Consider the following 21,790-nt stretch of genomic DNA (forward strand, 5'->3'; position numbering starts at 1 on the left):
GGTTGCTGACATACTATTTTCTCAGCCTATTGATTTCTTTCAAGTAAAGAACGATTGATTTCCTCGATGTGTTTTTTATTTTGATGGAAATTTATTAACCAGATGATGATATAGACGATGATGTACATAACTATAAAGCTCAGAATTGCTATTAGTTTAAGAGGAAACCAACCAGCAAGTATCCCTAAAGGACAAAGCCCACCAAGCATTAGAATAAAGTGCACCGTAGTTATTTTCCATAGTGGCCATTCAGTGCCCTCGAATAAGTAGCCACCTATGTGGAAGAGTACACCTATTAACCCCCATAGGAGGGTCGACAGTAACATAATCGAAGGTTCGTTGAGGTGGGCGTAGTACAATTTACCCATTGTAGAAACAGGTGATTGCGGAAAATAGTGACCCTCTCCGAAGATATAACTAAATATGATGGATAGCATAAGTCCGATGACTATTCCTATCCCATAACTTTTGAATAGTGCTTTCATAATGCTAATCTCTCCTTTATACTCTTAAGATAACGTCGTGAGGAATGAGTGAAATCTTTGTTGTTAAAGAATATTCGTATCAGTCCGTTTGCCTCTAATTTAACTTTATAAATAAAATTAATATTAATAATTTCTGATTTTGAAATGCGTACAAATTCAGAAGGTAATTGTTCTTCTAATTGATAGAGACGTAGATTAATTTCGTACTCCTCATGTTGAGTAAGTGCGAATACTTTCTTCGTTAGAGCTTTAAATGATTTAACTTCTTTGATGTTAATTAAGTATATATCTTGCTCTTTCTTGCCTTGAATTTGTCTTAAGTGATTCAAATTATCAATAAATGATATAAGCTGGTGTACTGCATCAGTCATTTTAGGTGCCGTTATCGATACAGCCTCTTCTTGGAATAGTTCGTTTATATTTAAATCGAGTTTCATTAAGTGTGCCTTACCTCCCTAACGTAAGTTCCTTTCTATTTAAACATATAGTGGAGAACCATTCAGCAGAGTGCAGATAAGTGGTGGTTTTCAAGTGATGAGTGGTCGCTAGTTGATAAGGAGTAGTTCACGTGATTGTATGCTCTCGGCATTTATCTTATCTTCCTGTAACAATGTAAAGGTTGTGTTTCTGATCTTAATTAGCATGTAATTCACCTTGAAATTATAAAAAACCTGAGAGATTGACTGCCTATTACGTAATAGTTTATATTTTACTTTTGGTAAAAATTGCAGAGAGTTTGAAGATAGCGGTTAAGGTCTTTCAATTCAGCAAGTTAATTACTTTGAATATTGCGTTTTATAATTATGAATAATATGACTGACGGGAGGTAATATCGTGAATCAAGTACTCAATATCTTAAGATCAATCGCGGCTCCATTAACGAAACCTGAAACATATCAACATTTCGCTTCTAATGTGGTAATGATCATCGTTTATATAATCGTAGCTTGGATTATAATCCGCATACTTAACAAGATTATCGCTCAGTTCTTCAAGCTACAAAATAGAGGTAACAAAGGAAATAAGAAACGTTCAAAAACACTGATCTCGCTTATTCAAAATATAGTAAGTTATGTGGTGTGGTTTATTGTGATTACTACAATATTAAAGAAATTTGGAATCAGTGTTGAAGGTATAATCGCCAGCGCTGGAGTAGTTGGGCTTGCTGTAGGTTTCGGCGCGCAAACTGTAGTGAAAGACATCATTACAGGTTTCTTTATCATCTTTGAAAATCAATTCGATGTAGGAGATTATGTTAAAATAAATAGCGGAGGAACAACGGTCGCGGAAGGAACAGTAAAGTCAATCGGTCTTCGCTCAACGCGTATCAATACGATTAGTGGAGAGCTCACTGTCCTACCTAATGGCAGCATGGGTGAAATTACTAATTATTCAGTGACAAACGGAACTTCTATCGTTGAGATTCCTATTTCTCCTAAAGAGAACATTGATAAAGTAGAGAAACAGCTCAATGAGCATTTAGTTTCAATTAGATCAAAATATTATCTATTTGTATCAAACCCTACAGTTATAGGAATTAATTCCTTAAAAAGTGATGAAATCATCATAGGTGTGACTGCTGAGACTGTACCTGGAGAAGGCGCTGCAGGCGGACGAATATTACGCAAAGAAATTTATAACTTCTTAAAGGTAAAAGGTATTAAAATGCCACAACCGCTTATGGTACAATATGATCCGGATAAACAAAATGACGCAGAATAGTTCGGAGGAGTGACAGCATAATGAACAACTACGGTTTAAATGATATTGTTGAAATGAAAAAACAACATGCTTGTGGTACCAATCGTTTTAAAATTATTAGAATGGGTGCAGATATCCGAATAAAATGCGAAAATTGTCATAGAAGTATTATGCTACCGCGACAAACGTTTAATAAGAAAATGAAAAAAGTTCTTGAATCTCATCAAGAAACTGATAATAAGGAGAATGATTAATGGCTTTAACAGCAGGTATTGTAGGCTTGCCAAACGTAGGTAAGTCTACCCTTTTCAATGCAATCACTAAAGCAGGTGCGCTCGCCGCAAACTATCCGTTCGCAACGATTGACCCAAACGTGGGGATCGTAGAAGTGCCTGATAGTCGTCTGAATGTCCTCTCAGATATGGTTCAACCTAAAAAAACTGTTCCGACAACATTCGAGTTTACAGATATTGCAGGTATAGTGAAAGGTGCCTCTAAAGGTGAAGGTTTGGGTAATAAATTCTTGTCTCATATTCGAGAAGTCGATGCTATTTGCCAAGTTGTGCGCGCGTTTGATGATGATAATGTCACGCATGTGTCAGGCAAAGTTAATCCAATTGAAGATATCGAAGTCATCAATATGGAACTCGTATTAGCGGACTTAGAGTCTGTAGAGAAACGTTTACCTAAACTTGAGAAGATGGCACGTCAGAAAGATAAAAAGGCTGAGAATGAAGTCCGTATATTATCTAGAATTAAAGAAACGCTAGAAGAAGGTAAACCGGTACGTAGTCTTGAATTTGATGAAGAAGACTATAAATATGTGAAGCAAGCCCAATTATTAACTTCAAAAGACATGTTATACATCGCTAACGTAGGTGAAGAAGAAATTGGCGATGACGATAATGAAAAAGTAAAAGCAATCCGTGAATACGCAGACAACGAAGGGTCTCAAGTGATTGTGATTAGCGCGAAAGTGGAAGAGGAGATTGCTACACTAGATGATGAGGACCGTGACATGTTCTTAGAAGATTTAGGTCTTGAAGAACCCGGTTTAAATCGTTTAATTCGGACGACGTATGATCTACTTGGTTTAGCCACATACTTTACTGCCGGCGTTCAAGAGGTACGTGCTTGGACATTTAGAAAAGGCATGACTGCTCCCCAATGTGCAGGCGTGATTCATACAGATTTTGAGCGAGGATTTATTCGTGCAGAAGTAACGAGTTATGATGATTATGTAGCGCATAATGGTGAAAATGGTGCTAAGGAAGCGGGCAAACAACGACTAGAAGGTAAAGATTACATTATGCAAGACGGGGACGTAGTACACTTTAGATTTAACGTATAAGAAGAATTAAATAGGGTGTAGGGAGCGGGACAGAAATCTAATTTGAATAAAAAGATTTCGTAGTCCTGCCCCGGCAAGGATGACTAGAATTGAAAAAAAGCTTGATACAAGCGCATTTTTAAATCAGTCATCTACTGCCGAGATGTTGAAGAGGCTGGGATTTATGTCCCAGCCTCTTTCTCTCTAGTCAAAGACCATTATGTCCTAGCCTCTATACCCTACTTTTTTATATTTTACAAAGAGGGCAGGCTGCCGGACGTCTTAAAAATATGGGTTGGGCCCACCCCAACTCGCATTGCTTGTGGGAGCGGGACAGAAATCTAATTTGAATAAAAAGATTTCGTAGTCCCGCCCCGGCAAAGATGACTAGAATTGAAAAAGCTTGATACAAGCGCGTTTTCAAATCAGTCATCTACTGCCGAAATGTTGAAGAGGCTGGGATTTATGTCCCAGCCTCCTTTGTCGGGGCCCCACCCCACATCCTAAACGCTTGTGTCCTGACCTTGATTAGACGTATAAATAAAACGGCTATTTAATTGTGAACTAATTAATTAGTAAACCATTTCGCGTTGACACTAGAATCAAGATAGCTTGCATCCACGTTTTGTTGTAACTCTGGTGAGTAATAACTATCTGTATACTGCCACAATACTTTCTCGCGTGTTGGTTGTTGATCAGTGTATGCAGCTAACCAGAAGCCATCGTAGTCACTTACAGCAATTGAAGCATTTTGTAACATGAAGTTTTCGTATGAATAAAGTAAGATTTTTTTATTACCAGCAAGACGCTTCATTTCGTCGTGCCAAGCTGACGTAGCTTCATCAGTAGTACCTGAAGTTACAGAATTTTGTTCAAAGTCGTTAACGTAGAAGCTTGCTTTTGGGGCACGGTTATATAAAGTTTGAGCCTCATAGCGTGCATCTTGTGGATTTTCATACATGCTGTAAGAGTAAACACCAAACTTCATACCATTTTTATCTAGTAAATATGAGTTGTGTTCTAATGACTTATCTACATATTCCGAACCATACTGTGCGCGGATAATAATGAAATCATAATTCTTTTTCAATTGTTTAACTTGTGCCTGTGTGAGATTGCCTTGCCATTCTGAGATATCTAATACGCGTTCCCCAGAAGATGTTGTTTTATCTTGAGCTGAACGGAATAGAGAACGGTTACTTTCTGATTGAGAAGGTTTTTTTGCTTTTTCCGGATGTTTTGCCATATATTGTTGATAGCCAGACCCCATTGTCCCTTTGGGCGCGTTATTGTCTGTTGCTGCGTGTGTTGTTGAAGTTAAAGCTAATGTCGAGGCAGTTAGAATACCTGCTGTCACTAAGCTTTTTTTAATTGATAAAACCAATTGAGATGCTCCTTTTTAGTGAATTTTTAGATAAAATTAAACTTTAACTACCACCATATATAAAGAGTAAAATTTTATATTCTAAATATAATAGTAATCGTAAAAGATTTAATATAATTTGACAACCATGCAGAATGATTTAAAAAAGATTAGTAATACGTGTAATCAAATTGTAATAGAGACGTATCTTTATAAAAAATGTTAGGTAGTAAGATATACGTTGAAAATGAGGAGACTCTCTGATATAATTCTAGATTGGAACTAATGAAAATTATTCCTTGGGATTGATGATTTGAGTAGGATGCATTGAATGCATTTGAATTGAATCTAGACATCCCCGCATAGACCATAAGGAGGTGCAAGAAATAATGGCAGCAACATATGAAGTGATGTACATCGTTCGTCCTAATATTGAAGAAGATGCAAAGAAATCAGTTGTAGAACGTTTCAACGGCATCTTAGCTTCACACGGATCTGAAGTTTTAGAAACTAAAGATTGGGGCAAACGTCGTTTAGCTTATGAAATCAAAGACTTTAAAGAAGGATACTACAATATCGTACGTATCAAAACTGACAATAACGATGCTACTGACGAATTCCAACGTTTAGCTAAAATCAGCGATGACATTATCCGTTACATTGTTATCAACGAAGACGACGACAAGACAAGAAAATAAAATGGGGGCGCTTAAATGATCAATAGAGTTGTTTTAGTAGGTCGCTTAACGAAAGATCCGGATTATAGAACAACACCCTCAGGCGTGAGTGTAGCTACATTCACACTTGCCGTTAATCGTACTTTTACGAATGCACAAGGTGAACGCGAAGCTGATTTTATTAACTGCGTTGTCTTTAGAAAGCAAGCAGAAAATGTAAGTAACTACTTATTTAAAGGTAGTTTAGCTGGCGTTGACGGTCGTATTCAATCACGTAGCTATGAAAACCAAGAAGGTAGACGAATTTTTGTCACTGAAGTAGTGTGTGATAGCGTTCAATTCCTTGAACCTAAAAACCAAAATCAACGTCACCAACAAAATAACGATTTCCAAGACTTTGGACAAAGTTATGGTGGCCAACAATCAGGGCAAAATACTTCTTACAATAATAATTCATCAAACAATAACCAATCTGACAACCCGTTTGCGAATGCAAATGGACCGATTGATATTAGTGATGATGACTTACCATTCTAATGTAAGTGAACGTATATAAAAATATTGATGAAAAGGAGGCAGTTCATCATGGCAGGTCCAAGAAGAGGCGGACGTCGTCGTAAAAAAGTGTGCTACTTCACAGCGAATGGCATTACTCACATCGACTACAAAGATATTGATTTATTAAAACGCTTTATCTCAGAACGCGGTAAGATTTTACCTCGTCGAGTGACAGGCACTTCTGCTAAATATCAACGTATGTTGACTACTGCAATTAAACGTGCTCGTCAAATGGCGTTATTACCATATGTTAAAGAAGAACAATAATATATAACGTATAGCAAAACCCTTTAGCAATCAGGCTAGAGGGTTATTTTTGTACTTGGATTTTAAAAAAAAGGGCAGAAAAAGGGCGCGTTTTGAAAGACTTTTAAATTTTGACATAAAAAAAGAGGCGACCGTCAGTAACAGTCAACCTCGAGTGCATTCCGCAGATATGCACCGCTATTTGATTATAATATTAATCTACTTTCAGATAGAAAGCAAGATTATTGATGAAATTTTTTAAGCTTTTTAATTTAGGTCTCGCTTCAACGCCAATTATTTTATCGTAAATAGATTCGCTTATTTTTGAGCGTAAATAATCTAGCTGTTGCTCAAATTGTCTTATAATTCTTTGAAGTTCTGTCTTAGAATAAGATAGACCAGAACAAATTAGAATTAATAAAATTAGATAATCGATTATTCTATTGAAATCTAAATTGTCTATACCCATTTTTACCCCTAAATATTCTTTTAACCTACTACTTGCTTCACCGGTTTTAAACCTACAGTCATAAAGTATACCATTATGGGCTATAGCATTTCTTAATCCTTTCATGCAATCAATAATGTCACCTAGTATATCTTTGCTTTGATCGAATGCGGGTGAATATAATTTTAATTGTTTTTGAGCTTCTATATTCAAATTAGAAGACATACAACGAGTGAAAAATACTAGGTTACCTAAAGTAAATAACTCAAACACTGCGTATAGTGGCACAGGTCTATCTTGGTGTATGTAATGGTAAATATAAGGTTTTGAATTACAATGTTCATGAATCATATCGTAAATATCTCTTCTTAGTCTGGTAGTGTTTTTTAAATGTTTTTTATATTTTGAGCTGCCAGGACTATAACTTTTATAATATGTTAATGATTTTTGAAATAAATTATCTAAATCAAATCCAGAGTTTATACAAACTATTTCTAACAGTCTATTTTTAATGGCAGTTTCACAAAACATAACGTGTTTATAGAAAAGACTTTTTATTTCTGTATCGAAATTGTATAAAGCTTGTAACTCACTGAATTTTTCAAAATTAAGTTTCTCTTCTTTGTTTAGAAAGAAATTATATCCTTTAAATCCGTGAAAATACCCCATGTTTCGTAACTGGCTTTTTTCTTTACTATTACTTATCTCAATGCTTTTATTATCCCTAATATGCCTCATCAAACCATTAATAGTTTTAGGCTTTTTTCTTTCCATAGTTTTTATTCCCAATCCCCTCTAGTTTATTCATCTTATCTTTAGCCATCTGATCCGTAACATAGGTGTAAATCTCTAAAGTTGATTTATAATCACTGTGACCAACTCTATCTTATATAGCTTTTAGGTTAATTCCTAACTGTGCAGGTGTAGATATGTGTGTGACGTAATGTGTGCGTTGTAACATATTTATTAATCGAACTAATATTAGTTGTTTCTTTAATTATATTGTTCACCTTGTTTAAGTCAATAGGAATTCCAGCAGTATTAGTGAATATATAACCTCTATCAATAAATTTATCATTCTACTGATTCTCTTTTTCATTTTCTAACATGAGTGTTTTAAGTAAATTAATACTTTGAGTTGTGAGTCCGATTGTTCGATAACTCTTACTTGTCTTAGTTGTTTCTTTAACGCCAAATGCTCTAGTATCTGCATCAGTAACCCAGTTGATTATGCCATTGATTTCTAGTGTTTTATTCTCAACGTCTACATTGTCTGTCTTGATTGCTAGGAGTTCGCCAATACGCATACCGTTGTTAATTTGGAACTCTACTAATGACCTAACCATTTCATAGTTGCGTTTTCGAGTAGCATGGCTTTTATGCTTTATCAAATAGTCGAAGCACTCTAGTAACTCCTTTACTTCACTATCTTCTAAATAGTTATTGCGTTTAGCTTGTAGCTCATTTCTAGTTTTAGCTTTCTTTGGTATATCTATTTTATCTAGCACACTAATTTCTTGCAGATCATAATATTTAAACGCATATTTGAAAACGGAACGGATAACAATAACAAGTGATTGAACATGTCCTGTACTATGTGATTTAGCCCATTCATTTATGATGTCTTGTAAGTATGTATGTGTAATCTTATAAATAAGTACATCTTTATCTATAGCAGATTTTACGGTGTTAGTATTGCTCGTTTTTTCTTTGATAGTGGTAGTTTTAGATCCAGAATGATTTTTATAATGTTCTAGCCACTCATCACACGCTTGGTGAAAGGTAAGTGTTTTTAGGGCAGTTGGTGTCTTATCATTCAACTTCTCTCTATACGCTCATTTAAAAGTCTTTGCGCCTCTTTCTGCGATTGTTTACCATTCTTATTTAGAACAACGCTAACACGTTTCCATTTGTCTGTGTATGGGTCTTTGTATTTCTCATAGAAACGGTACTGTGTTTGATTATGCTTATTAGTGAATTGCTCATGCCACATTTGTCATCTCTCCTTAAAAATTAGTACCAGATACTAAAAAGTGTTATGATAAAAGAAAAAGTTGGTGATTATTTGAATATAAATTTTGATGAAAAAGAGATTGCTTTTATTAAAGAATCAGTACAAAATTACAGTAATGAATTTGACATCTAAGATGAAGAGCAGTCAAAAAAGAAAGAAGCTTTTGAATCTATTGTGAGTAAAATTGAGTCAAATTATTGTAGTGCTTATTTATTTCGAATCATCAATTGATTTATTATACTCTGCTATTGTTTCTTGGTTATTGTCTACTAGATCTTTTAGTGTATTTAATAAAAAGTCACAATCTGTCTTTGCTACAGCACCAGCTTGAGTATGGTTGACGATATTTCGCATAGAATAGGCTACTTCAATACGTTTCTTAGTTCTATAATTTAATTTATTATTTTTTCCTAAATCTTCTAGTAGTTTACTATACATGAAAGAATCAGAATTCTTATGCTTAATATTATTCGCTCTTTTTAGTTTGATTAAAAATGTTTCTATTGCCACTGCAAATGTGGCTGCAGCCGGTAAATATAATTCTCTTTTATATGCTTCAAGCCCTTGATTTATTTGATAATCAAATGTATCGTCATGTACAATTCTTTTCATATCATCTAAATTCAAGTGGTTAAAGGGGGATACCGTTTTATGAGATTTATCACTCATTTTTTCATTTGAAGCCGCAAAATATTGCTGATATTGTTTTTTAGCAAAGCGTTTCCCATCTTGATTGTAGCCATCTAAAATGAAATTCTTAGTTTCTTTAAAAGGATATTCATCATGGAAAATTGATACATAGTAAATAAAATTATCATTATCAATTATATTGGTTTGCTCGCGAACGTAGTCATCAGCATTATATATATAATTAGTGTAATTTTTTGAAAGTGCGCTTGAATCTTCCTTTTGCAAATTATATTCATGCTTTATATTTATGTCATTTGTAAATATTATTACTTTAGAATATTCGAAAAATTTTCGTTTAAGAGAACTATAGAGCACCTATAATTATCTTTTTTCATAAATGGAAATGCTTCTGGATTACTTTGGTATTGATAAAAGTATCTTTCATTCACTACAAATTTATATCCTTCTAAAAATTCATGGAGGTAAGTATTCGCTATTTGAATAGATTTATGTTCTTCCATATTACATTTCCCCTTTGTTATATATTATTTTTCTTTTTCCAACCCAATAATCAGCATTACTACTACTGAAATTAGCATGAATGGTACGAAAATAGATGTTACTAGAAATCCACTAATCATGATTAGATAAAACTCATCAATCTTGTACTTGCCGAATTTCATAAAAAACTCCTTTGAAATCATTATAAGTCGCTTTCCCTAATTAAAATGTTTTCTTCAATAAACTGTATAGCTGGTTTGATTTTGATATAACGTTTGTTACCCTTGCCAAATCTGTACATGCAATGCTCTTGAAAATCAGCATCAGAATAAACATGTTTCTCTAAATCATTTTTTGAAATACCACTGATTCTTACAAACTCTCTCGCATCTGCAAAACCTATATATTCCATGATACTCCTCCATTTTACTTATTTGCTATTTTAGTTAATAAATTAATTATTTCTTTGTTCTGATTAATTAGCGTGTCATTATGTTCTTTCAATTCTTTATTATCTTTAATCAAATCATCAAGTAATTTAATAAGAGCGAAATTTTGGTTGATTTGTTCATAAGTGAATATAGTGTCGGAATCTTTAGGATTCATAGCAGTACTGGACAGTCTAGAGAAGAAACTATCTATAAATTGACCTATATTATTTACTTTTATTAACTCTTTGGTGGGATCTGTAACATTTGTTAAACCATGTTTTTTGAGTGTTTTGTTAACAGACTTGAAAGGATCTTGTTCCTCAATAGTGTTAGTATCTTTTTGTACTTTAAAATTATTTAAAATTTTTCTTTTTTGTTCAATAGAAAGTTCTTTATAGTTTTTCTTATCTTCTTTACTTAAGGTTGATAAGTAATCTACCTCAACCCAAAGTTCTTTCATGGTTAGTCTGTTTTTAGGTGCTTCTTTCATTCTACATCACTCCTGAATTCATTATATATACTACTTAATTAAAATTTTGCTATGTATCTCACAACCTTAAAATAGGACGTACGTGTGCAGAGATACGTAGTATTTAATTCAATGATACTAATCTAAATGATACCAATCTGTGACATTTTGTGTTCTGTTCTTTTCATCTGTAACCGTTAAATAAAAGTTTTCTGGATTTTTAATTTTAGGGTATTTACTTTCTAAATATACTTCTATTAATCTTTTGATTGTGTATAGATCACTTTCATCCAAAGTATTGTAATAGTACATGTCCTTCGTTTTTAAACTTCTTTTTTCGACTGTATCAAAATCCGTTAAAAAATCACGTCCATAGAAAACATTGTACTTACTTTGGTTCAGTAACCATTGTAAATCTAGATATGGTTCTTCTAATTCTTCGAAATTATTAGAGTTTCTAAGCATTTTTATTTTATTGGAGTATATAGATTGAGTACTACTAATACTCTTGCTTAAAAAAGCTTTTTCCTTTTTTTGATAAAATATTTCAAATTCGTCTTGAGAAGTTTCCATCTCATACTCTGTTAAATTACTATCATCGCTTGTTACAAATTCACCTAATAATAATTCTATTTCTGGTATTACAAAGTCTTCATAATTTTCTAAGTTACTATATTTTTCCATAGCATTAAGCATGAAACCGTATGTGATATTAAAAATTATTTCTAAAGTAGGAAAAGATCTTTTACGATTTTCGAGTTTACTTATATAAGTTGTTGAAACGTCAGCTAATTTTGCCAACCTATTTATTGACAAGTTTTCTTTAATTCTAGCGCTTTTTAAGATATCTGAGAAATACAAATAATCACCTCTAACCCTATAATAACCTATGTACATACAAACAACAATGATTTATGTTGACAAACCTATTGGATACATGTTTAAATGAATTTGTACAAATAAACAAAGTTTGTACATATAAACAAAAAGTAGGTGGTTAAATTCATAATAATTTGAGTTTGTTAATGCGGAAACATCGAGTTACAGCTTCAAAACTAAGCATAATAACTGGTATCTCTAGAACTTCAATACATGGCTTGTATCACGAGCGTACTGAAAATCTAGATACAAAAACAGTTATGAAGTTGTGTGAATACTTTAATGTAACGCCAAACGAGTTTTTTGGAATTAATGACAAAGAGGGGGCTAAATAATGGGAGTTCACAAGTTACATGAAAAACTAACGAAGGAAAACACTGTATTAGAACCAAAACAAGTGATGGTAAAGCCTATGTTTGCAAAGCCACACGCACTAGCGAGCATATTTGGTATATCGTATTCATCAGTCAATCGTATTTTAAAAGAGTGGGAGAAAGATTCAAAAGGGATTGATGATCTGTACTATTCATTATCATCCACTATGACAGTAATTAGTATTGCACGTTTTGAGGATTACATGAAGAAACGTCATAAAGGGTGGTTGTGATGGGTTTATACTCAATTTTTATGACACTCATTACAATAATAGCAACTTTAATTGTACTAGCATTTGGAGATATTTATTTATCAATAGTGATTTATGGATTGTTAAGTATTATAGCTGTACCAATTGCAAATCAATATGAATTTAAAAAGGAGAATGAATAAAATGAAAAGTATAACTAAACAAGATTACAAGGAATTAATGTATAAACTTTACGCAGACCGTATTGAAAATAAAGATATTAAAAATCTTGAAAGATTTAATAGAGACCAAGCAATTATTACTGCTGAATTTGTAGGTAAGAAATTAATTAGCAGTCAAGATAAAACTGATGTTAGAGATATTGCGATGGACTTCTCATGCATGGAATATATGGAAGAAATAAGTAAGAGTATTCAAGGTTCAGTTGTTGATTCAAATTTAAGCAATTTAAGTAAGTTTGCTAGAGAAGATGGGCTAAATGATTTGTATTTAGCTAAACAACAAATAGAAAAGTTGATTAACACTATTCAAGCTGAACATTCAGATTACCAATTATTCTATAAATAAAGGGGATTAACTTAATGGATAATAAAATACTGTTTGATTTATATCAGAAACGTTGGGAGTTAATAGGGCACATTCAAGCTAATGCAGATAATTTGGAAATGCTAGATGAAGTTAGAGAAATGTTCAATGGCGTTATGAAAGATAGTGCATCTATACAGATGGTGGAAAACAAACTCATCAATGAGATGAAGGATGACATCGAAGAGCAGCGTAAGTCATCAAAGCAATTAGATTTAATGTTAGTGCATAGTATGGCCACAGGTAATGTATTAGATTTCAAAGAAAATATGATGTTAAGAAAGTAGGAGAGAAAATGAAACAACTATTAAACATTAAAGATGATTTAAATGTTGCCAATTTAGAAAGAAAATTACAAGTAGTATTAGACCTTGTATGTGACCGAATGAGTGAAGATGAAGAAGCAGAAAATATATTTGCAAGATTTAACAAAACTGATTTAGCTTCTCATGCTAGAGAATTTCAAGATTTTAATTACATTGTTTCATCTACGTTAAAAGTATTAGTGGATGGAATTGATTATACAGTTAGAAAAATAAATGAAAGTATAGAAAAAGCGCTATCTGAACAGTCGGCAAACTTACCAGATAACGCACAACAATAGAATGTTTGATAACAATACAAATACATTCTACCAAATTTGAGTAACATTTTACATAGATATGTGGAAATTATTGGGGTTTAATAAGATACCACTTAAACATAATACTGATATATCTGTTGTTGAGTATGAGAGTTTAGACTCTGGATCATTCTAACAATTTACTGAATGTACGTGGGATGAGCTTGTTAACCGACTGCAAATACCTAAGATAAATAAGAAGTGGAAAAAAGAAAATTTTAATACCATAAGCAAATGGATAATTACAAAAAGGAGATAAAGAAAGTAAATCAACATTATATTAAGGGTTTAAATAACAATAAAGAATTAATATATTTCATAAATAACTTTGTAAAATTAGATTATAGGACAGTTATGTCTTCTATTAGCTTTTTATATACTTTGAAATATGTTGTTGAAAATCTATCTAAAAATAATGAATATATAGATTTTACTATTATAGAGGAATTGTAACAAAAGAATTTTGAGATTAAAAAAGGCGTAATGATACTTAAAACTAATGCGACACATTTATATTTATTTAGTAATGATGATACAGAAATTGCTTTAATGGGGGGAACATTTAATGGAATATTACAGCCAAGAAAAAAATAAAAATTGATTAATGATATAAATAGAGCCATATTGTCTTCGGCTGAAATTTTGAGTATTATGAGTAAACTAGATTCTGTTTTAGTTAACAAGATAAATATATTGTGTTCAGAAAAACAAGGTGATGGCACAATGACTTTTGTATCGGTACTGAGTATTTTAAATGGTATTTTCCTAAACATGCAAATGAAGTAACAAAATAAAAATAAGTGACTTTAAGCGCTTTAATTTATAGAATTCACTACTAAAAGAGGTTATAAATAATAAAATATTAAAAAAGAGGGATAATATGAATGACGTTGTTAAATCTATGGATGTAAATGTATGGTGGTCTTTATTTATATTAATAGGTTTATATGGTGTTAAAGAAATAGTTAGATATATATTGGATGCTCGTAAAAGTATTAAAAATATTGAAAGTGAAATGCAATATAAGTATGCTGAGAAACTATTAGATCAAAAAATACCTATATACGTAGAACATTATTCATATTTGAAGAAAGCAATTGGAATATATCAACATATTGCAAATTACTACCAAGAATTTGAAAAATGGAATGACGCCGTCTACAGTAACATAGTAAATGACAAACAGTATGCGATAGAAGACAAAGATGAAGCATACCGAAATATACTTGGTTATCGCTTTTGTGAAAATCTAAGTAATTATATAGCGAAGTTTGAAGATATGAAAATAAAATCTATAAATGTGTTTAGTCTGAACCAATTATTTATTGATGAAAATTTAATATCAAAATCATTAACTATTAATACAAAAATAGATAAAAAACTAGAGGAGTTAGTAGCTATTGAATTAAATATTGAAAAGCAACGTAATTTAAGTGATGAAGAATTTACAATTTACTATAAAAAGCAATTTTTAATGTTAAAATATCAAGACTTTATTGAAGAGGTTGAACGATACTTGGAAGAAGTGAAAATAGAGTTTTATAATGAATACAATATCGAATTACAAAATGATTATGTTAAAGGTAATAAAAGAGTATAATTTTGATGATAAGGACAAGGTAATATGTTCGCAAAAGTTCGCAAAGTTGCGAAATAGTGTGCATGTTCATAGCCTTTCAAAATGGAAATGTGCACTATAAAACGTTGATTGAACCCCGTTTTAAACACTAATGATTATTTATAAAATAGCAGCATATAAAAAGAGAACAATAATATATAGTATATTGTAAAACCCCGTAAACCTAGGCTTACGGGGATGTTTTTTGCATTTTAGAATATAGAAAATGGGCGTGATGTGAATCTTTTGTCCAAAAAGTAATTTTAAATTACTAGTCCAACAATTTTTGGTTTTGAGAATTGTTAAGTGTTTTAGAATGTAACAGTGATTTCATTTGTTTTCTAGCTAAGCTGTTTAAAATTTCTAGTCTTGAACTTTGTTCGATGCCTTTTTCGATTAATTTCGCGTTTCTGCTTTCTAAATTACTTATAACAATCATTTCTTCAATAGAAGCATAATCTCTTTGATTCCCTTTTTTGTCAGGATTATTTACTCTCCATTGTGTCGCAGTTAAACCAAAAATTGCAACATTTAAAACATCAGCTTCATTAGCATAAGTATATCTTATCTGTTGTTGTGATAGCTTAGAGTTGATTAAATTATCTTTGTTAGCATCTGTATGGATTGAATAGTTATTTTTGCTAATTAAACGTTTTAAATCCCAATTTAACTTTTCTGGATCCTCCTCTTGTTCTTTTAAACGTTAGTAATTTTGAATGATATATAATTTAAATTCTGCTGAAATCCATCTAGCGAATTCGAAAGCTATGTCTTTTTGAGCAAATGTACCTCCATATCGCCCAGCTCTAGTAATTAAACCAATAGCGTTAGTTGTATTGATCCATTTAGTTGAAGACATTAAAAACGCATTTCTACCAGCTTGATTTCTAAGCCCGTCGAATTTGACGGGTTTAAAATTAGGATTGTTTATATTTTCCCACACTCCCAAAAATTCTATAGTAGCTTTAGATCGGAGCCAGTTTTTTATAACGTCATTTGGATCATCACTTTATATTTTGCAATATCTGTCAGACTTATATAATCTTCACTTTCGTTTTTTAAATATAGTTATTTGTTGTCCAATTGCATTAATTTTTTCATTTTAGTTATTAGCTCCTTTTATGACGGTTTTGATAAACCGTACACTTCTCTTAAAAACGGAAATGGTATTGGCTTAGATTTTTTATTAAATTGTGCATGCCTAGAATTTTTATTGCCATGTACTGTTAAATCAGTAATGAGTGTCTCTATAATTTTCTTTTTCTCACGTTGCCAAATCCAATATTTACAAACTACTTCTGCACCGCTTTTACTGTTGATAGGGTAGACTAATCTAATTTTGGTGCGGATTTTTTCGTTATTATAATTTCTATTTTTATCTATAATGTATCCAACTATTAGCACAAGAATAGAAATAAAAATAAAGATTATGCACGCATCTAATATTAAGTAAATAAATTTTTGGAAATTTAAAATCGCTGTAGCTTTATATGAATAATATTCATTTTGGCTAATTCCGAATCCATTATTTAGAATGTATAATAAAATGTTTTCAATATCGGTAATGATGGAATTTAATTTTTCTTCTATATTATTCAATTCATTTACTCCAATTTATTCATCATAACTTTAGTTATTTGATCAGTAATATGTGTGTATATCTCTAGTATAGTTTTATAGTCTAAATGTCCTACTATATCTAATATAGCTTTTAAATTAATCCTTAATTGTGCAAGTGTTGATATGTGTATGACGTAATGTGTGCGTTGTAACACGTTTATTAATTGAACTTATGTCAGTCGTTTCTTTAATTATATTGTTCACCTTGTTTACGTCAATAGGAATTCCAGCAGTATTAGTGAATGTATAACCTCTATCAATAAATTTATTATTCTACTGATTCTCTTTTTTATTTTCTAACATGAGTGTTTTAAGTAAATTAATACTTTGAGTTGTAAGTATCGTATTAATTTTAAATTTAATAAAAATACTTGGAATGAGATAACTATTTATTAAACACTTTTGAAAAGAGTTAGTTTAGTTCAAAAGAGCTTTTTAAATTGCTAAATGTAAACCATGCGTTATGCGTATGGTTCAGGGAAGGTTTTACTGCTGCATTAAAAATAGGCATCCCTCATGATAGAAGAATAATTGGTCAGCCAACCAATATTAACTACACGAGGAGAAGCCAATATGTCTAACGACACAAATAGTTTAGTATATACAAAGTGGAATTGTAAGTATTACATAGTTTTTGCACCTAAGGATAGAAGATAAATTATATAGGAAAATAAAAAGGATATCGGTATAATTCTGAGACAGTCTCTTTACGCCAATTAACGTTTGAGAGATAGACGCCTCCACTGTTACACCATGAATTATGTGCACTTACGATAAGTTTAATTATGTATTATCTTTTTTTCAACTTTTTAATGAATTTATTGCTTTTTTTGCCTCCCTTTCGTCGCTATACTTATAGGCCTCCTACATGCTTTGTTTAACTCTCTTTTTGGATTAGTGTTAATATATGCATCTGCTTCTTTTTTCTAAAATTCCATTTCGAATTTTCAAACAATTTTTATATATTTTGTCATTTAAAATATATAAATGAATCTAATCCTAAAATTGTTCCAATTATAAAAAAGATAGAACGAAAAAACTACTTACTTATAAATAACATAATTCAAAGTTATATAGGTTATCAGTAGGGAGCGGGACAGAAATCTAATTTAAATAAAAAGATTTCGTAGTCCCGCCCCGGCAAGGATGGCTAGAATTGAAAAAAGCTTGATACAAGCGCGTTTTCAAATCAGCCATCTACTGCCGAGATGTTGAAGAGGCTGAGACATTACATTACGTCCCAGCCTCTTTCTCTCTAGTCAAAGACCATTATGTCCTAGCCTCATCGGTAAAATTAAATAATCACTACATAATGCCAAAGTTTTTAGTATTATAGTTAATGTTGTAATAAAAAATTATAAAATAAAGTCAGAATAACTACTACAGGACCTGTAATCGTTGTTATATTACTAAATATTCCTAGGTATATACTTTATCTTCTATTAATAGTATTATATTTTATAATTCTTAAATTTCTGTTCTAAATTTTTTATTTGGCTTTCTTCCAACTTTTTAAAAGTAAAACTTTCCATTCTATTTTTTAGTAAATTATATAAATTTTCCTGTTGATTCACTCCTACTATCCCATTATTTTTAGTTGATCCATCAATAAAATGATATTTATCATTATGATAATTAAAGTATATAATACTATTGATGAAATATTGATTGTCTAAAAGATCACTTAATATTTTCATTGTTTTAAATATCTGTTTATATGGATTACCATTGTTTCGATATTCAATTTGCCCATTTTCATTTAATTTTAAAACAAAGGTTTGATATTCATTTTCATCTTGCTTATAGAAAATATATCGATTTAATAATTCATACTTAGTTCCTTTCAAGCTTTCTTTAGAAATGTTGTAGTATATATCCCCTTCCCAATATTTTGTTTCAAATATATAAATACCGAAATCACAAATCACCATATGATCTATTTGTCTAGGTTCTTTTAAATCATACAAAAAAAGATTATCGAGCTTCACAAAATTACTGATATTAACTTCTTCTTTCAACTTTTCAAAAACTTCTTGTAGTTCTTTAGAAGCTTTGACTTCCCCTTTATTTTTATCATATAAATGACCCGAATGATAACTTTCTTTTAAATTTTCATTCTCTCTACATACATCATTATATTTTTGATTGAGCTTATCATATCGATTTGATAAATCTACGTTTTGCTTTTTCAACTTCATACTATCATTATTCTTTTTATAAATATAACTTACTAAGCAGAACAAGATCATAGAAAACAATAATAAAATGATAACTATCATACCGGCACTCCTTAATCATTGATCTAATACCACTATAGCGTTGTGCTGGTTCAGTTGCAAAGTTAAGTTTATATTATAATTTTAATAAAGTGTTGTTCTATATGAATTGTTTCAGATATAAAAAATTCGGTAAGCATGTTATTCCTATAGCTGTTGCCAACTACTTAAGAAATGCATTATGATATCGTGATATAGCTGGAATGTTAAGAGAAAGCGGTGTGAACGTTCTTCACTCAACCGGTTATCTTTGGGTTTAAGAATATGCACCTATTTTGTGTCAAAATGGGAAGAAAAACATCCTATTATAAATGACGCATTGAAGAAACATGTATTAAAATTAAAGGAAAATGATGCTACTTGTATTGTGTGATTGATGCAGATGGTCATATATTAGATGAGTGGTTAAGCAAAAAAAGAGATATTGACTCAAGATAGGCGTTTATAAAGCGGCCCACTAAACAACTCGAAAACCTCAAATAGTGATTACAGATTAAACGCCTTTAACGAAGATAGCAATGGCTAAACTAATTAAGACGTTTAAACTTAATCTTAACTCTCATTATACATCTAAATATCTTAATAACCTCATTGAACACGACCTCCGTCTTATCTAGTCATCCTTGCCGGGGCGGGACTACGAAATCTTTTTATTCAAATTAGATTTCTGTCCCGCTCCCTCATCATAATTAGTGTTAATTGCCAAACAATCGGCTCCAACCCCTTTTTTAGATGCTTCGTCCTCATCATTGAGCTCATTTGTTGATGGTTTATCATATTTCGATAATCTATCCTCTTTATTTTATTCAGCACTTCTCTTCATTTTACCACCGAGTTTAAAGGTGAATTGTCCCCTTAGCATATTTAAATGTATCGTGGCGTTTTTCCTTTATAAATAAATGCATTAATGTAAGTAGTCCTACTTTACCTGAAAGCATGACGATAATAACCATAAGTTTGACTACGCTGTCATATTCTGTAGTGAAATCCATCGTTAGCCCCACGGTTCCGAATGCCGAGACGACTTCGAAGAGCACTTTAATAAAAGGATATGATGGATGTATAGAAGTAATAATAAAGGTAACCATTAGTACAAATGTACTTGAAAGTAATGTAATCGTTGTGCCGATCTTTAGTAGTTTGTCTGAAATCGTCTTATTAAAAAGTGATGGGTAAACAGAATTTCTTAATGTCCCGACTACAAAGACTGTCAGTAAAGCGAAAGTGGTTACTTTAATACCTCCTGCAGCACTCAGAGGAGCGCCGCCAATAAACATTAATAACATCATCGCCATTGCAGAAGCGGTGTGAATCTCGCCTATATCCACAGTGTTAAAGCCAGCTGTACGAGTAGTTACTGATTGGAAGAATGAGGCTCCAATTTTCTCAATTATAGACATATGGGATAATGTATTATTTTGTTCAAAAATAAAGAATGTGACGGTACCAAAGATAATTAAAATAGCTGTAGTGGCCAATACCACTTTAGAATGTAAAGCTAATTTGTTTAACCTTTTACAAGTAATAAAGTCTATGAAAACGAAATGACCGATACCTCCCATGATAATTAAGATAGGAACGATGAGGGTCACTACTGGGTCACTCGCATAGCCTAGAAGATTATCGCTAAAGAGCGCAAATCCTGCATTGTTAAATGCTGAGACTGAAGTAAATAAACTGATAAACGTACCTTTACCCAAGCCAAATTTAGGTACAAAAGATAAACATAGACATAAGAAACCAACTAATTCAGTTGTTAAACTATAGATAACTAGGTGAATGATGAGTTTAACGATACCACCTGGCTTATCGATATTCCACGTTACCATTAACAAATGTCGATTCTTTAGAGTAATGCGTTTATTGAGGATGAGCAGTGTAAGAATAGTAACTGAAACTATTCCCAAGCCCCCAATTTGAATGAGAATGAGTATAATAATTTCTCCCAGCGCATTAAATTGATTTGCGACGTCCACTGTAGTTAGACCTGTCACAGTAAATGCACTTGAAGAGATGAAAAAAGCATCGATCAAGGCGATGGATTTCTTACCGGTAATAGGCAAGTAGAGTAATAGCCCTCCAATTAGTGTTGTAGATATAAATAAACAGAAATAAATATATAAAGGTTTACTTAATTTACTCATGTCTATAACCTCTTTATTAAAATGATTGACTATATTCTATAACTTATAATTAAAAAAACAAGCCTTTTCTATAAATTAAGTATTAAAATTTTGTAAAAAGATTTTCTAGTTTTATGGTGGATTTTCAGTGAGAGTAGTAAGATAGAGTTAAAGTAGTGTCCATAGATTAATCTAAATAAAAGGGGATGAAGAAATGAAAAAAAGTCAAATTCAAGACAGAATTCGACAAGTTTACGATGATATACTTATTAATTTGCGACTTGAAACTATTGATGAGTATTTTGCGGCAGATTATAAGCAGGTGACAGATCACCATGAAGTAGATTTAAATGGCTTCAAAGAACATATGGCCAAACTAAAGTCTGTAGTAAAAAAGATGAATATTAATGAGTTCACAGACCAGCTTATTGATGAAGACCAAAAATGTGTATTTCTAAGATATAATGTACACGTGGAAAAGAAAGATAGTAGCGATGGTCTGATAGAAGTTTATGCACTTTTCAAATTTAATGACGAGGGGAAAATTAAAGCTTGTCATGAATTAACGCAGGCGTATCAAACGCATGTAGAAGGGTTAGGAAGCATATAATTTAATGTGAAATAGGCG

Annotated in this window: 28 protein-coding genes and 5 pseudogenes; 17 read left to right on the plus strand and 16 right to left on the minus strand. The window is 31.7% G+C overall.

All coding sequences use genetic code 11. The features are described from left to right. Window positions 1-26: 26 nt before the first annotated feature. Window positions 27-485, minus strand: a complete 459-nt coding sequence (locus tag N9R04_RS07405) for a DUF3021 domain-containing protein (protein WP_262856079.1) — start codon at window positions 483-485, stop codon at window positions 27-29. Further along, window positions 482-922 carry a LytTR family DNA-binding domain-containing protein gene (locus tag N9R04_RS07410; RefSeq protein ID WP_262856080.1) on the minus strand — a complete coding sequence of 147 codons (441 nt, stop codon included), beginning with the start codon at window positions 920-922 and terminating at the stop codon, window positions 482-484. Before N9R04_RS07410 ends, N9R04_RS07405 begins: the two co-directional genes overlap by 4 nt. A 397-nt stretch (window positions 923-1,319) precedes the next feature. On the opposite strand from N9R04_RS07410, the gene N9R04_RS07415 reads away from it, so the two are divergent. Genes N9R04_RS07415 through ychF form a run of 3 tightly spaced genes read left to right on the plus strand, consistent with a single transcriptional unit; the run spans window position 1,320 to window position 3,537 of the window. After that, window positions 1,320-2,207: a mechanosensitive ion channel family protein gene (locus N9R04_RS07415; RefSeq protein ID WP_262856082.1), complete on the plus strand. Its 888-nt coding sequence runs from the start codon at window positions 1,320-1,322 to the stop codon at window positions 2,205-2,207. Window positions 2,208-2,227: 20 nt separating this feature from the next. Then, entirely contained in the window at window positions 2,228-2,440 is a 213-nt protein-coding gene (locus N9R04_RS07420; protein WP_306439843.1) for a DUF951 domain-containing protein, read from the plus strand. Next, window positions 2,440-3,537 carry a redox-regulated ATPase YchF gene (gene ychF / locus N9R04_RS07425; protein WP_262856083.1) on the plus strand — a complete coding sequence of 366 codons (1,098 nt, stop codon included), beginning with the start codon at window positions 2,440-2,442 and terminating at the stop codon, window positions 3,535-3,537. The genes N9R04_RS07420 and ychF overlap by 1 nt, the downstream gene beginning before the upstream one ends. Before the next feature lie 547 nt (window positions 3,538-4,084). Here ychF and N9R04_RS07430 read toward each other — a convergent pair. Further along, window positions 4,085-4,900 (minus strand): GH25 family lysozyme, encoded by an 816-nt coding sequence (locus tag N9R04_RS07430; RefSeq protein WP_306439844.1) that lies wholly within the window; start codon window positions 4,898-4,900, stop codon window positions 4,085-4,087. A 368-nt stretch (window positions 4,901-5,268) separates the two neighbouring features. Here N9R04_RS07430 and rpsF point away from each other — a divergent pair, with 368 nt between their 5' ends. The 3 genes from rpsF to rpsR are packed head-to-tail and all read left to right on the plus strand — an operon-like array spanning window position 5,269 to window position 6,381. Further along, on the plus strand, window positions 5,269-5,577 hold the full coding sequence (gene rpsF, locus N9R04_RS07435) for a 30S ribosomal protein S6 (protein ID WP_262856084.1): 309 nt from the start codon (window positions 5,269-5,271) through the stop codon (window positions 5,575-5,577). 15 nt (window positions 5,578-5,592) lie between these two features. Next, window positions 5,593-6,093 carry a single-stranded DNA-binding protein gene (gene ssb / locus N9R04_RS07440; protein WP_262856085.1) on the plus strand — a complete coding sequence of 167 codons (501 nt, stop codon included), beginning with the start codon at window positions 5,593-5,595 and terminating at the stop codon, window positions 6,091-6,093. A 45-nt stretch (window positions 6,094-6,138) separates the two neighbouring features. Then, window positions 6,139-6,381 (plus strand): 30S ribosomal protein S18, encoded by a 243-nt coding sequence (gene rpsR / locus N9R04_RS07445; RefSeq protein WP_262856133.1) that lies wholly within the window; start codon window positions 6,139-6,141, stop codon window positions 6,379-6,381. 193 nt (window positions 6,382-6,574) lie between these two features. On the opposite strand, the gene N9R04_RS07450 is transcribed toward rpsR, so the two are convergent. Both N9R04_RS07450 and N9R04_RS07455 read right to left on the minus strand, forming a co-directional pair. After that, window positions 6,575-7,582, minus strand: a complete 1,008-nt coding sequence (locus N9R04_RS07450; RefSeq protein ID WP_262856086.1) for an Abi family protein — start codon at window positions 7,580-7,582, stop codon at window positions 6,575-6,577. Continuing rightward, window positions 7,563-8,801 (minus strand): annotated as a pseudogene (locus tag N9R04_RS07455) (tyrosine-type recombinase/integrase). Before N9R04_RS07455 ends, N9R04_RS07450 begins: the two are co-directional and overlap by 20 nt. A gap of 45 nt (window positions 8,802-8,846) precedes the next feature. On the opposite strand from N9R04_RS07455, the pseudogene N9R04_RS11560 reads away from it, so the two are divergent. Continuing rightward, window positions 8,847-9,053 (plus strand): annotated as a pseudogene (locus tag N9R04_RS11560) (excisionase). Here the strand turns inward: N9R04_RS11560 and N9R04_RS07460 are convergent. The 6 genes from N9R04_RS07460 to N9R04_RS07485 all read right to left on the minus strand — a co-directional run bounded on the left by N9R04_RS07460 (window position 9,033) and on the right by N9R04_RS07485 (window position 11,714). Further along, window positions 9,033-9,737 (minus strand): hypothetical protein, encoded by a 705-nt coding sequence (locus N9R04_RS07460; protein WP_262856087.1) that lies wholly within the window; start codon window positions 9,735-9,737, stop codon window positions 9,033-9,035. The pseudogene N9R04_RS11560 and the gene N9R04_RS07460 sit on opposite strands and share 21 nt — an antisense overlap. Before the next feature lie 41 nt (window positions 9,738-9,778). After that, entirely contained in the window at window positions 9,779-9,973 is a 195-nt protein-coding gene (locus N9R04_RS07465) for a hypothetical protein (RefSeq protein ID WP_262856088.1), read from the minus strand. A 24-nt stretch (window positions 9,974-9,997) separates the two neighbouring features. Further along, entirely contained in the window at window positions 9,998-10,135 is a 138-nt protein-coding gene (locus N9R04_RS07470) for a hypothetical protein (protein ID WP_262856089.1), read from the minus strand. Window positions 10,136-10,155: 20 nt separating this feature from the next. Beyond that, complete coding sequence (locus tag N9R04_RS07475; protein ID WP_262856090.1) at window positions 10,156-10,365, minus strand: hypothetical protein; 210 nt, start codon at window positions 10,363-10,365, stop codon at window positions 10,156-10,158. 14 nt (window positions 10,366-10,379) lie between these two features. Further along, window positions 10,380-10,874, minus strand: coding sequence for a hypothetical protein (locus N9R04_RS07480; protein WP_262856091.1), 495 nt, complete (start codon window positions 10,872-10,874; stop codon window positions 10,380-10,382). A 117-nt stretch (window positions 10,875-10,991) separates the two neighbouring features. Continuing rightward, on the minus strand, window positions 10,992-11,714 hold the full coding sequence (locus N9R04_RS07485) for a helix-turn-helix domain-containing protein (protein WP_262856092.1): 723 nt from the start codon (window positions 11,712-11,714) through the stop codon (window positions 10,992-10,994). Window positions 11,715-11,854: 140 nt separating this feature from the next. Here N9R04_RS07485 and N9R04_RS07490 point away from each other — a divergent pair, with 140 nt between their 5' ends. The 7 genes from N9R04_RS07490 to N9R04_RS07520 all read left to right on the plus strand — a co-directional run bounded on the left by N9R04_RS07490 (window position 11,855) and on the right by N9R04_RS07520 (window position 15,125). Next, the gene (locus tag N9R04_RS07490; RefSeq protein WP_262856135.1) at window positions 11,855-12,067 is read left to right on the plus strand and encodes a helix-turn-helix domain-containing protein; all 213 of its coding nucleotides are present in this window, start codon (window positions 11,855-11,857) and stop codon (window positions 12,065-12,067) included. Further along, window positions 12,067-12,339, plus strand: coding sequence for a helix-turn-helix domain-containing protein (locus tag N9R04_RS07495; RefSeq protein ID WP_262856093.1), 273 nt, complete (start codon window positions 12,067-12,069; stop codon window positions 12,337-12,339). The genes N9R04_RS07490 and N9R04_RS07495 overlap by 1 nt, the downstream gene beginning before the upstream one ends. After that, on the plus strand, window positions 12,339-12,500 hold the full coding sequence (locus N9R04_RS07500; RefSeq protein ID WP_262856094.1) for a hypothetical protein: 162 nt from the start codon (window positions 12,339-12,341) through the stop codon (window positions 12,498-12,500). The genes N9R04_RS07495 and N9R04_RS07500 overlap by 1 nt, the downstream gene beginning before the upstream one ends. A gap of 1 nt (window position 12,501) precedes the next feature. Beyond that, window positions 12,502-12,885, plus strand: a complete 384-nt coding sequence (locus N9R04_RS07505) for a hypothetical protein (protein WP_262856095.1) — start codon at window positions 12,502-12,504, stop codon at window positions 12,883-12,885. Window positions 12,886-12,899: 14 nt separating this feature from the next. Further along, window positions 12,900-13,190, plus strand: a complete 291-nt coding sequence (locus N9R04_RS07510; protein WP_262856096.1) for a hypothetical protein — start codon at window positions 12,900-12,902, stop codon at window positions 13,188-13,190. 8 nt (window positions 13,191-13,198) lie between these two features. After that, complete coding sequence (locus N9R04_RS07515) at window positions 13,199-13,507, plus strand: hypothetical protein (RefSeq protein WP_262856097.1); 309 nt, start codon at window positions 13,199-13,201, stop codon at window positions 13,505-13,507. An 898-nt stretch (window positions 13,508-14,405) separates the two neighbouring features. Further along, window positions 14,406-15,125: a hypothetical protein gene (locus tag N9R04_RS07520; RefSeq protein ID WP_262856098.1), complete on the plus strand. Its 720-nt coding sequence runs from the start codon at window positions 14,406-14,408 to the stop codon at window positions 15,123-15,125. Window positions 15,126-15,846: 721 nt separating this feature from the next. Here N9R04_RS07520 and N9R04_RS07525 read toward each other — a convergent pair. The 3 genes and pseudogenes from N9R04_RS07525 to N9R04_RS07535 all read right to left on the minus strand — a co-directional run. Further along, on the minus strand, window positions 15,847-16,131 hold the full coding sequence (locus tag N9R04_RS07525) for a KilA-N domain-containing protein (RefSeq protein ID WP_444544743.1): 285 nt from the start codon (window positions 16,129-16,131) through the stop codon (window positions 15,847-15,849). Window positions 16,132-16,262: 131 nt separating this feature from the next. Next, window positions 16,263-16,742 carry a hypothetical protein gene (locus tag N9R04_RS07530; RefSeq protein WP_262856099.1) on the minus strand — a complete coding sequence of 160 codons (480 nt, stop codon included), beginning with the start codon at window positions 16,740-16,742 and terminating at the stop codon, window positions 16,263-16,265. Between the two features lie 5 nt (window positions 16,743-16,747). Next, window positions 16,748-17,102: pseudogene (locus N9R04_RS07535) on the minus strand (tyrosine-type recombinase/integrase); the annotation flags it as partial. Window positions 17,103-17,336: 234 nt separating this feature from the next. On the opposite strand from N9R04_RS07535, the pseudogene N9R04_RS11465 reads away from it, so the two are divergent. After that, window positions 17,337-17,465 (plus strand): annotated as a pseudogene (locus N9R04_RS11465) (IS200/IS605 family transposase); the annotation flags it as partial. A gap of 749 nt (window positions 17,466-18,214) precedes the next feature. Here N9R04_RS11465 and N9R04_RS07545 read toward each other — a convergent pair. Continuing rightward, window positions 18,215-19,042: a nuclease-related domain-containing protein gene (locus N9R04_RS07545; protein WP_262856100.1), complete on the minus strand. Its 828-nt coding sequence runs from the start codon at window positions 19,040-19,042 to the stop codon at window positions 18,215-18,217. Window positions 19,043-19,143: 101 nt separating this feature from the next. Between N9R04_RS07545 and N9R04_RS07550 the strand changes: the two are divergent. Next, window positions 19,144-19,653, plus strand: a pseudogene (locus N9R04_RS07550) (IS6 family transposase); the annotation flags it as partial. Window positions 19,654-19,875: 222 nt separating this feature from the next. Here the strand turns inward: N9R04_RS07550 and N9R04_RS07555 are convergent. Further along, window positions 19,876-21,183 carry a TrkH family potassium uptake protein gene (locus N9R04_RS07555; protein ID WP_262856101.1) on the minus strand — a complete coding sequence of 436 codons (1,308 nt, stop codon included), beginning with the start codon at window positions 21,181-21,183 and terminating at the stop codon, window positions 19,876-19,878. A 193-nt stretch (window positions 21,184-21,376) separates the two neighbouring features. Between N9R04_RS07555 and N9R04_RS07560 the strand changes: the two genes are divergently transcribed. Next, window positions 21,377-21,772, plus strand: coding sequence for a nuclear transport factor 2 family protein (locus tag N9R04_RS07560; RefSeq protein WP_262856102.1), 396 nt, complete (start codon window positions 21,377-21,379; stop codon window positions 21,770-21,772). The last annotated feature ends 18 nt before the right edge of the window (window positions 21,773-21,790 follow it).

Origin of the sequence: Staphylococcus marylandisciuri (assembly GCF_025519785.1) — a bacterium.
Lineage (GTDB): Bacteria > Bacillota > Bacilli > Staphylococcales > Staphylococcaceae > Staphylococcus > Staphylococcus marylandisciuri.

Excerpts from the sequence above, each read along its gene's own strand:
- N9R04_RS07515 (WP_262856097.1), top strand. The coding sequence starts at position 13,199 with ATGAAACAACTATTAAACATTAAAGATGATTTAAATGTTGCCAATTTA.
- N9R04_RS07480 (WP_262856091.1), bottom strand. The coding sequence starts at position 10,874 with ATGAAAGAAGCACCTAAAAACAGACTAACCATGAAAGAACTTTGGGTT.
- N9R04_RS07500 (WP_262856094.1), top strand. The coding sequence starts at position 12,339 with ATGGGTTTATACTCAATTTTTATGACACTCATTACAATAATAGCAACT.
- N9R04_RS07420 (WP_306439843.1), top strand. The coding sequence starts at position 2,228 with ATGAACAACTACGGTTTAAATGATATTGTTGAAATGAAAAAACAACAT.
- N9R04_RS07475 (WP_262856090.1), bottom strand. The coding sequence starts at position 10,365 with ATGGAATATATAGGTTTTGCAGATGCGAGAGAGTTTGTAAGAATCAGT.
- ychF (WP_262856083.1), top strand. The coding sequence starts at position 2,440 with ATGGCTTTAACAGCAGGTATTGTAGGCTTGCCAAACGTAGGTAAGTCT.
- N9R04_RS07520 (WP_262856098.1), top strand. The coding sequence starts at position 14,406 with ATGAATGACGTTGTTAAATCTATGGATGTAAATGTATGGTGGTCTTTA.
- N9R04_RS07410 (WP_262856080.1), bottom strand. The coding sequence starts at position 922 with ATGAAACTCGATTTAAATATAAACGAACTATTCCAAGAAGAGGCTGTA.
- N9R04_RS07450 (WP_262856086.1), bottom strand. The coding sequence starts at position 7,582 with ATGGAAAGAAAAAAGCCTAAAACTATTAATGGTTTGATGAGGCATATT.
- N9R04_RS07505 (WP_262856095.1), top strand. The coding sequence starts at position 12,502 with ATGAAAAGTATAACTAAACAAGATTACAAGGAATTAATGTATAAACTT.
- ssb (WP_262856085.1), top strand. The coding sequence starts at position 5,593 with ATGATCAATAGAGTTGTTTTAGTAGGTCGCTTAACGAAAGATCCGGAT.
- N9R04_RS07495 (WP_262856093.1), top strand. The coding sequence starts at position 12,067 with ATGGGAGTTCACAAGTTACATGAAAAACTAACGAAGGAAAACACTGTA.
- N9R04_RS07465 (WP_262856088.1), bottom strand. The coding sequence starts at position 9,973 with ATGGAAGAACATAAATCTATTCAAATAGCGAATACTTACCTCCATGAA.
- N9R04_RS07470 (WP_262856089.1), bottom strand. The coding sequence starts at position 10,135 with ATGAAATTCGGCAAGTACAAGATTGATGAGTTTTATCTAATCATGATT.
- N9R04_RS07405 (WP_262856079.1), bottom strand. The coding sequence starts at position 485 with ATGAAAGCACTATTCAAAAGTTATGGGATAGGAATAGTCATCGGACTT.
- rpsF (WP_262856084.1), top strand. The coding sequence starts at position 5,269 with ATGGCAGCAACATATGAAGTGATGTACATCGTTCGTCCTAATATTGAA.
- N9R04_RS07560 (WP_262856102.1), top strand. The coding sequence starts at position 21,377 with ATGAAAAAAAGTCAAATTCAAGACAGAATTCGACAAGTTTACGATGAT.
- N9R04_RS07510 (WP_262856096.1), top strand. The coding sequence starts at position 12,900 with ATGGATAATAAAATACTGTTTGATTTATATCAGAAACGTTGGGAGTTA.
- N9R04_RS07545 (WP_262856100.1), bottom strand. The coding sequence starts at position 19,042 with ATGATAGTTATCATTTTATTATTGTTTTCTATGATCTTGTTCTGCTTA.
- N9R04_RS07555 (WP_262856101.1), bottom strand. The coding sequence starts at position 21,183 with ATGAGTAAATTAAGTAAACCTTTATATATTTATTTCTGTTTATTTATA.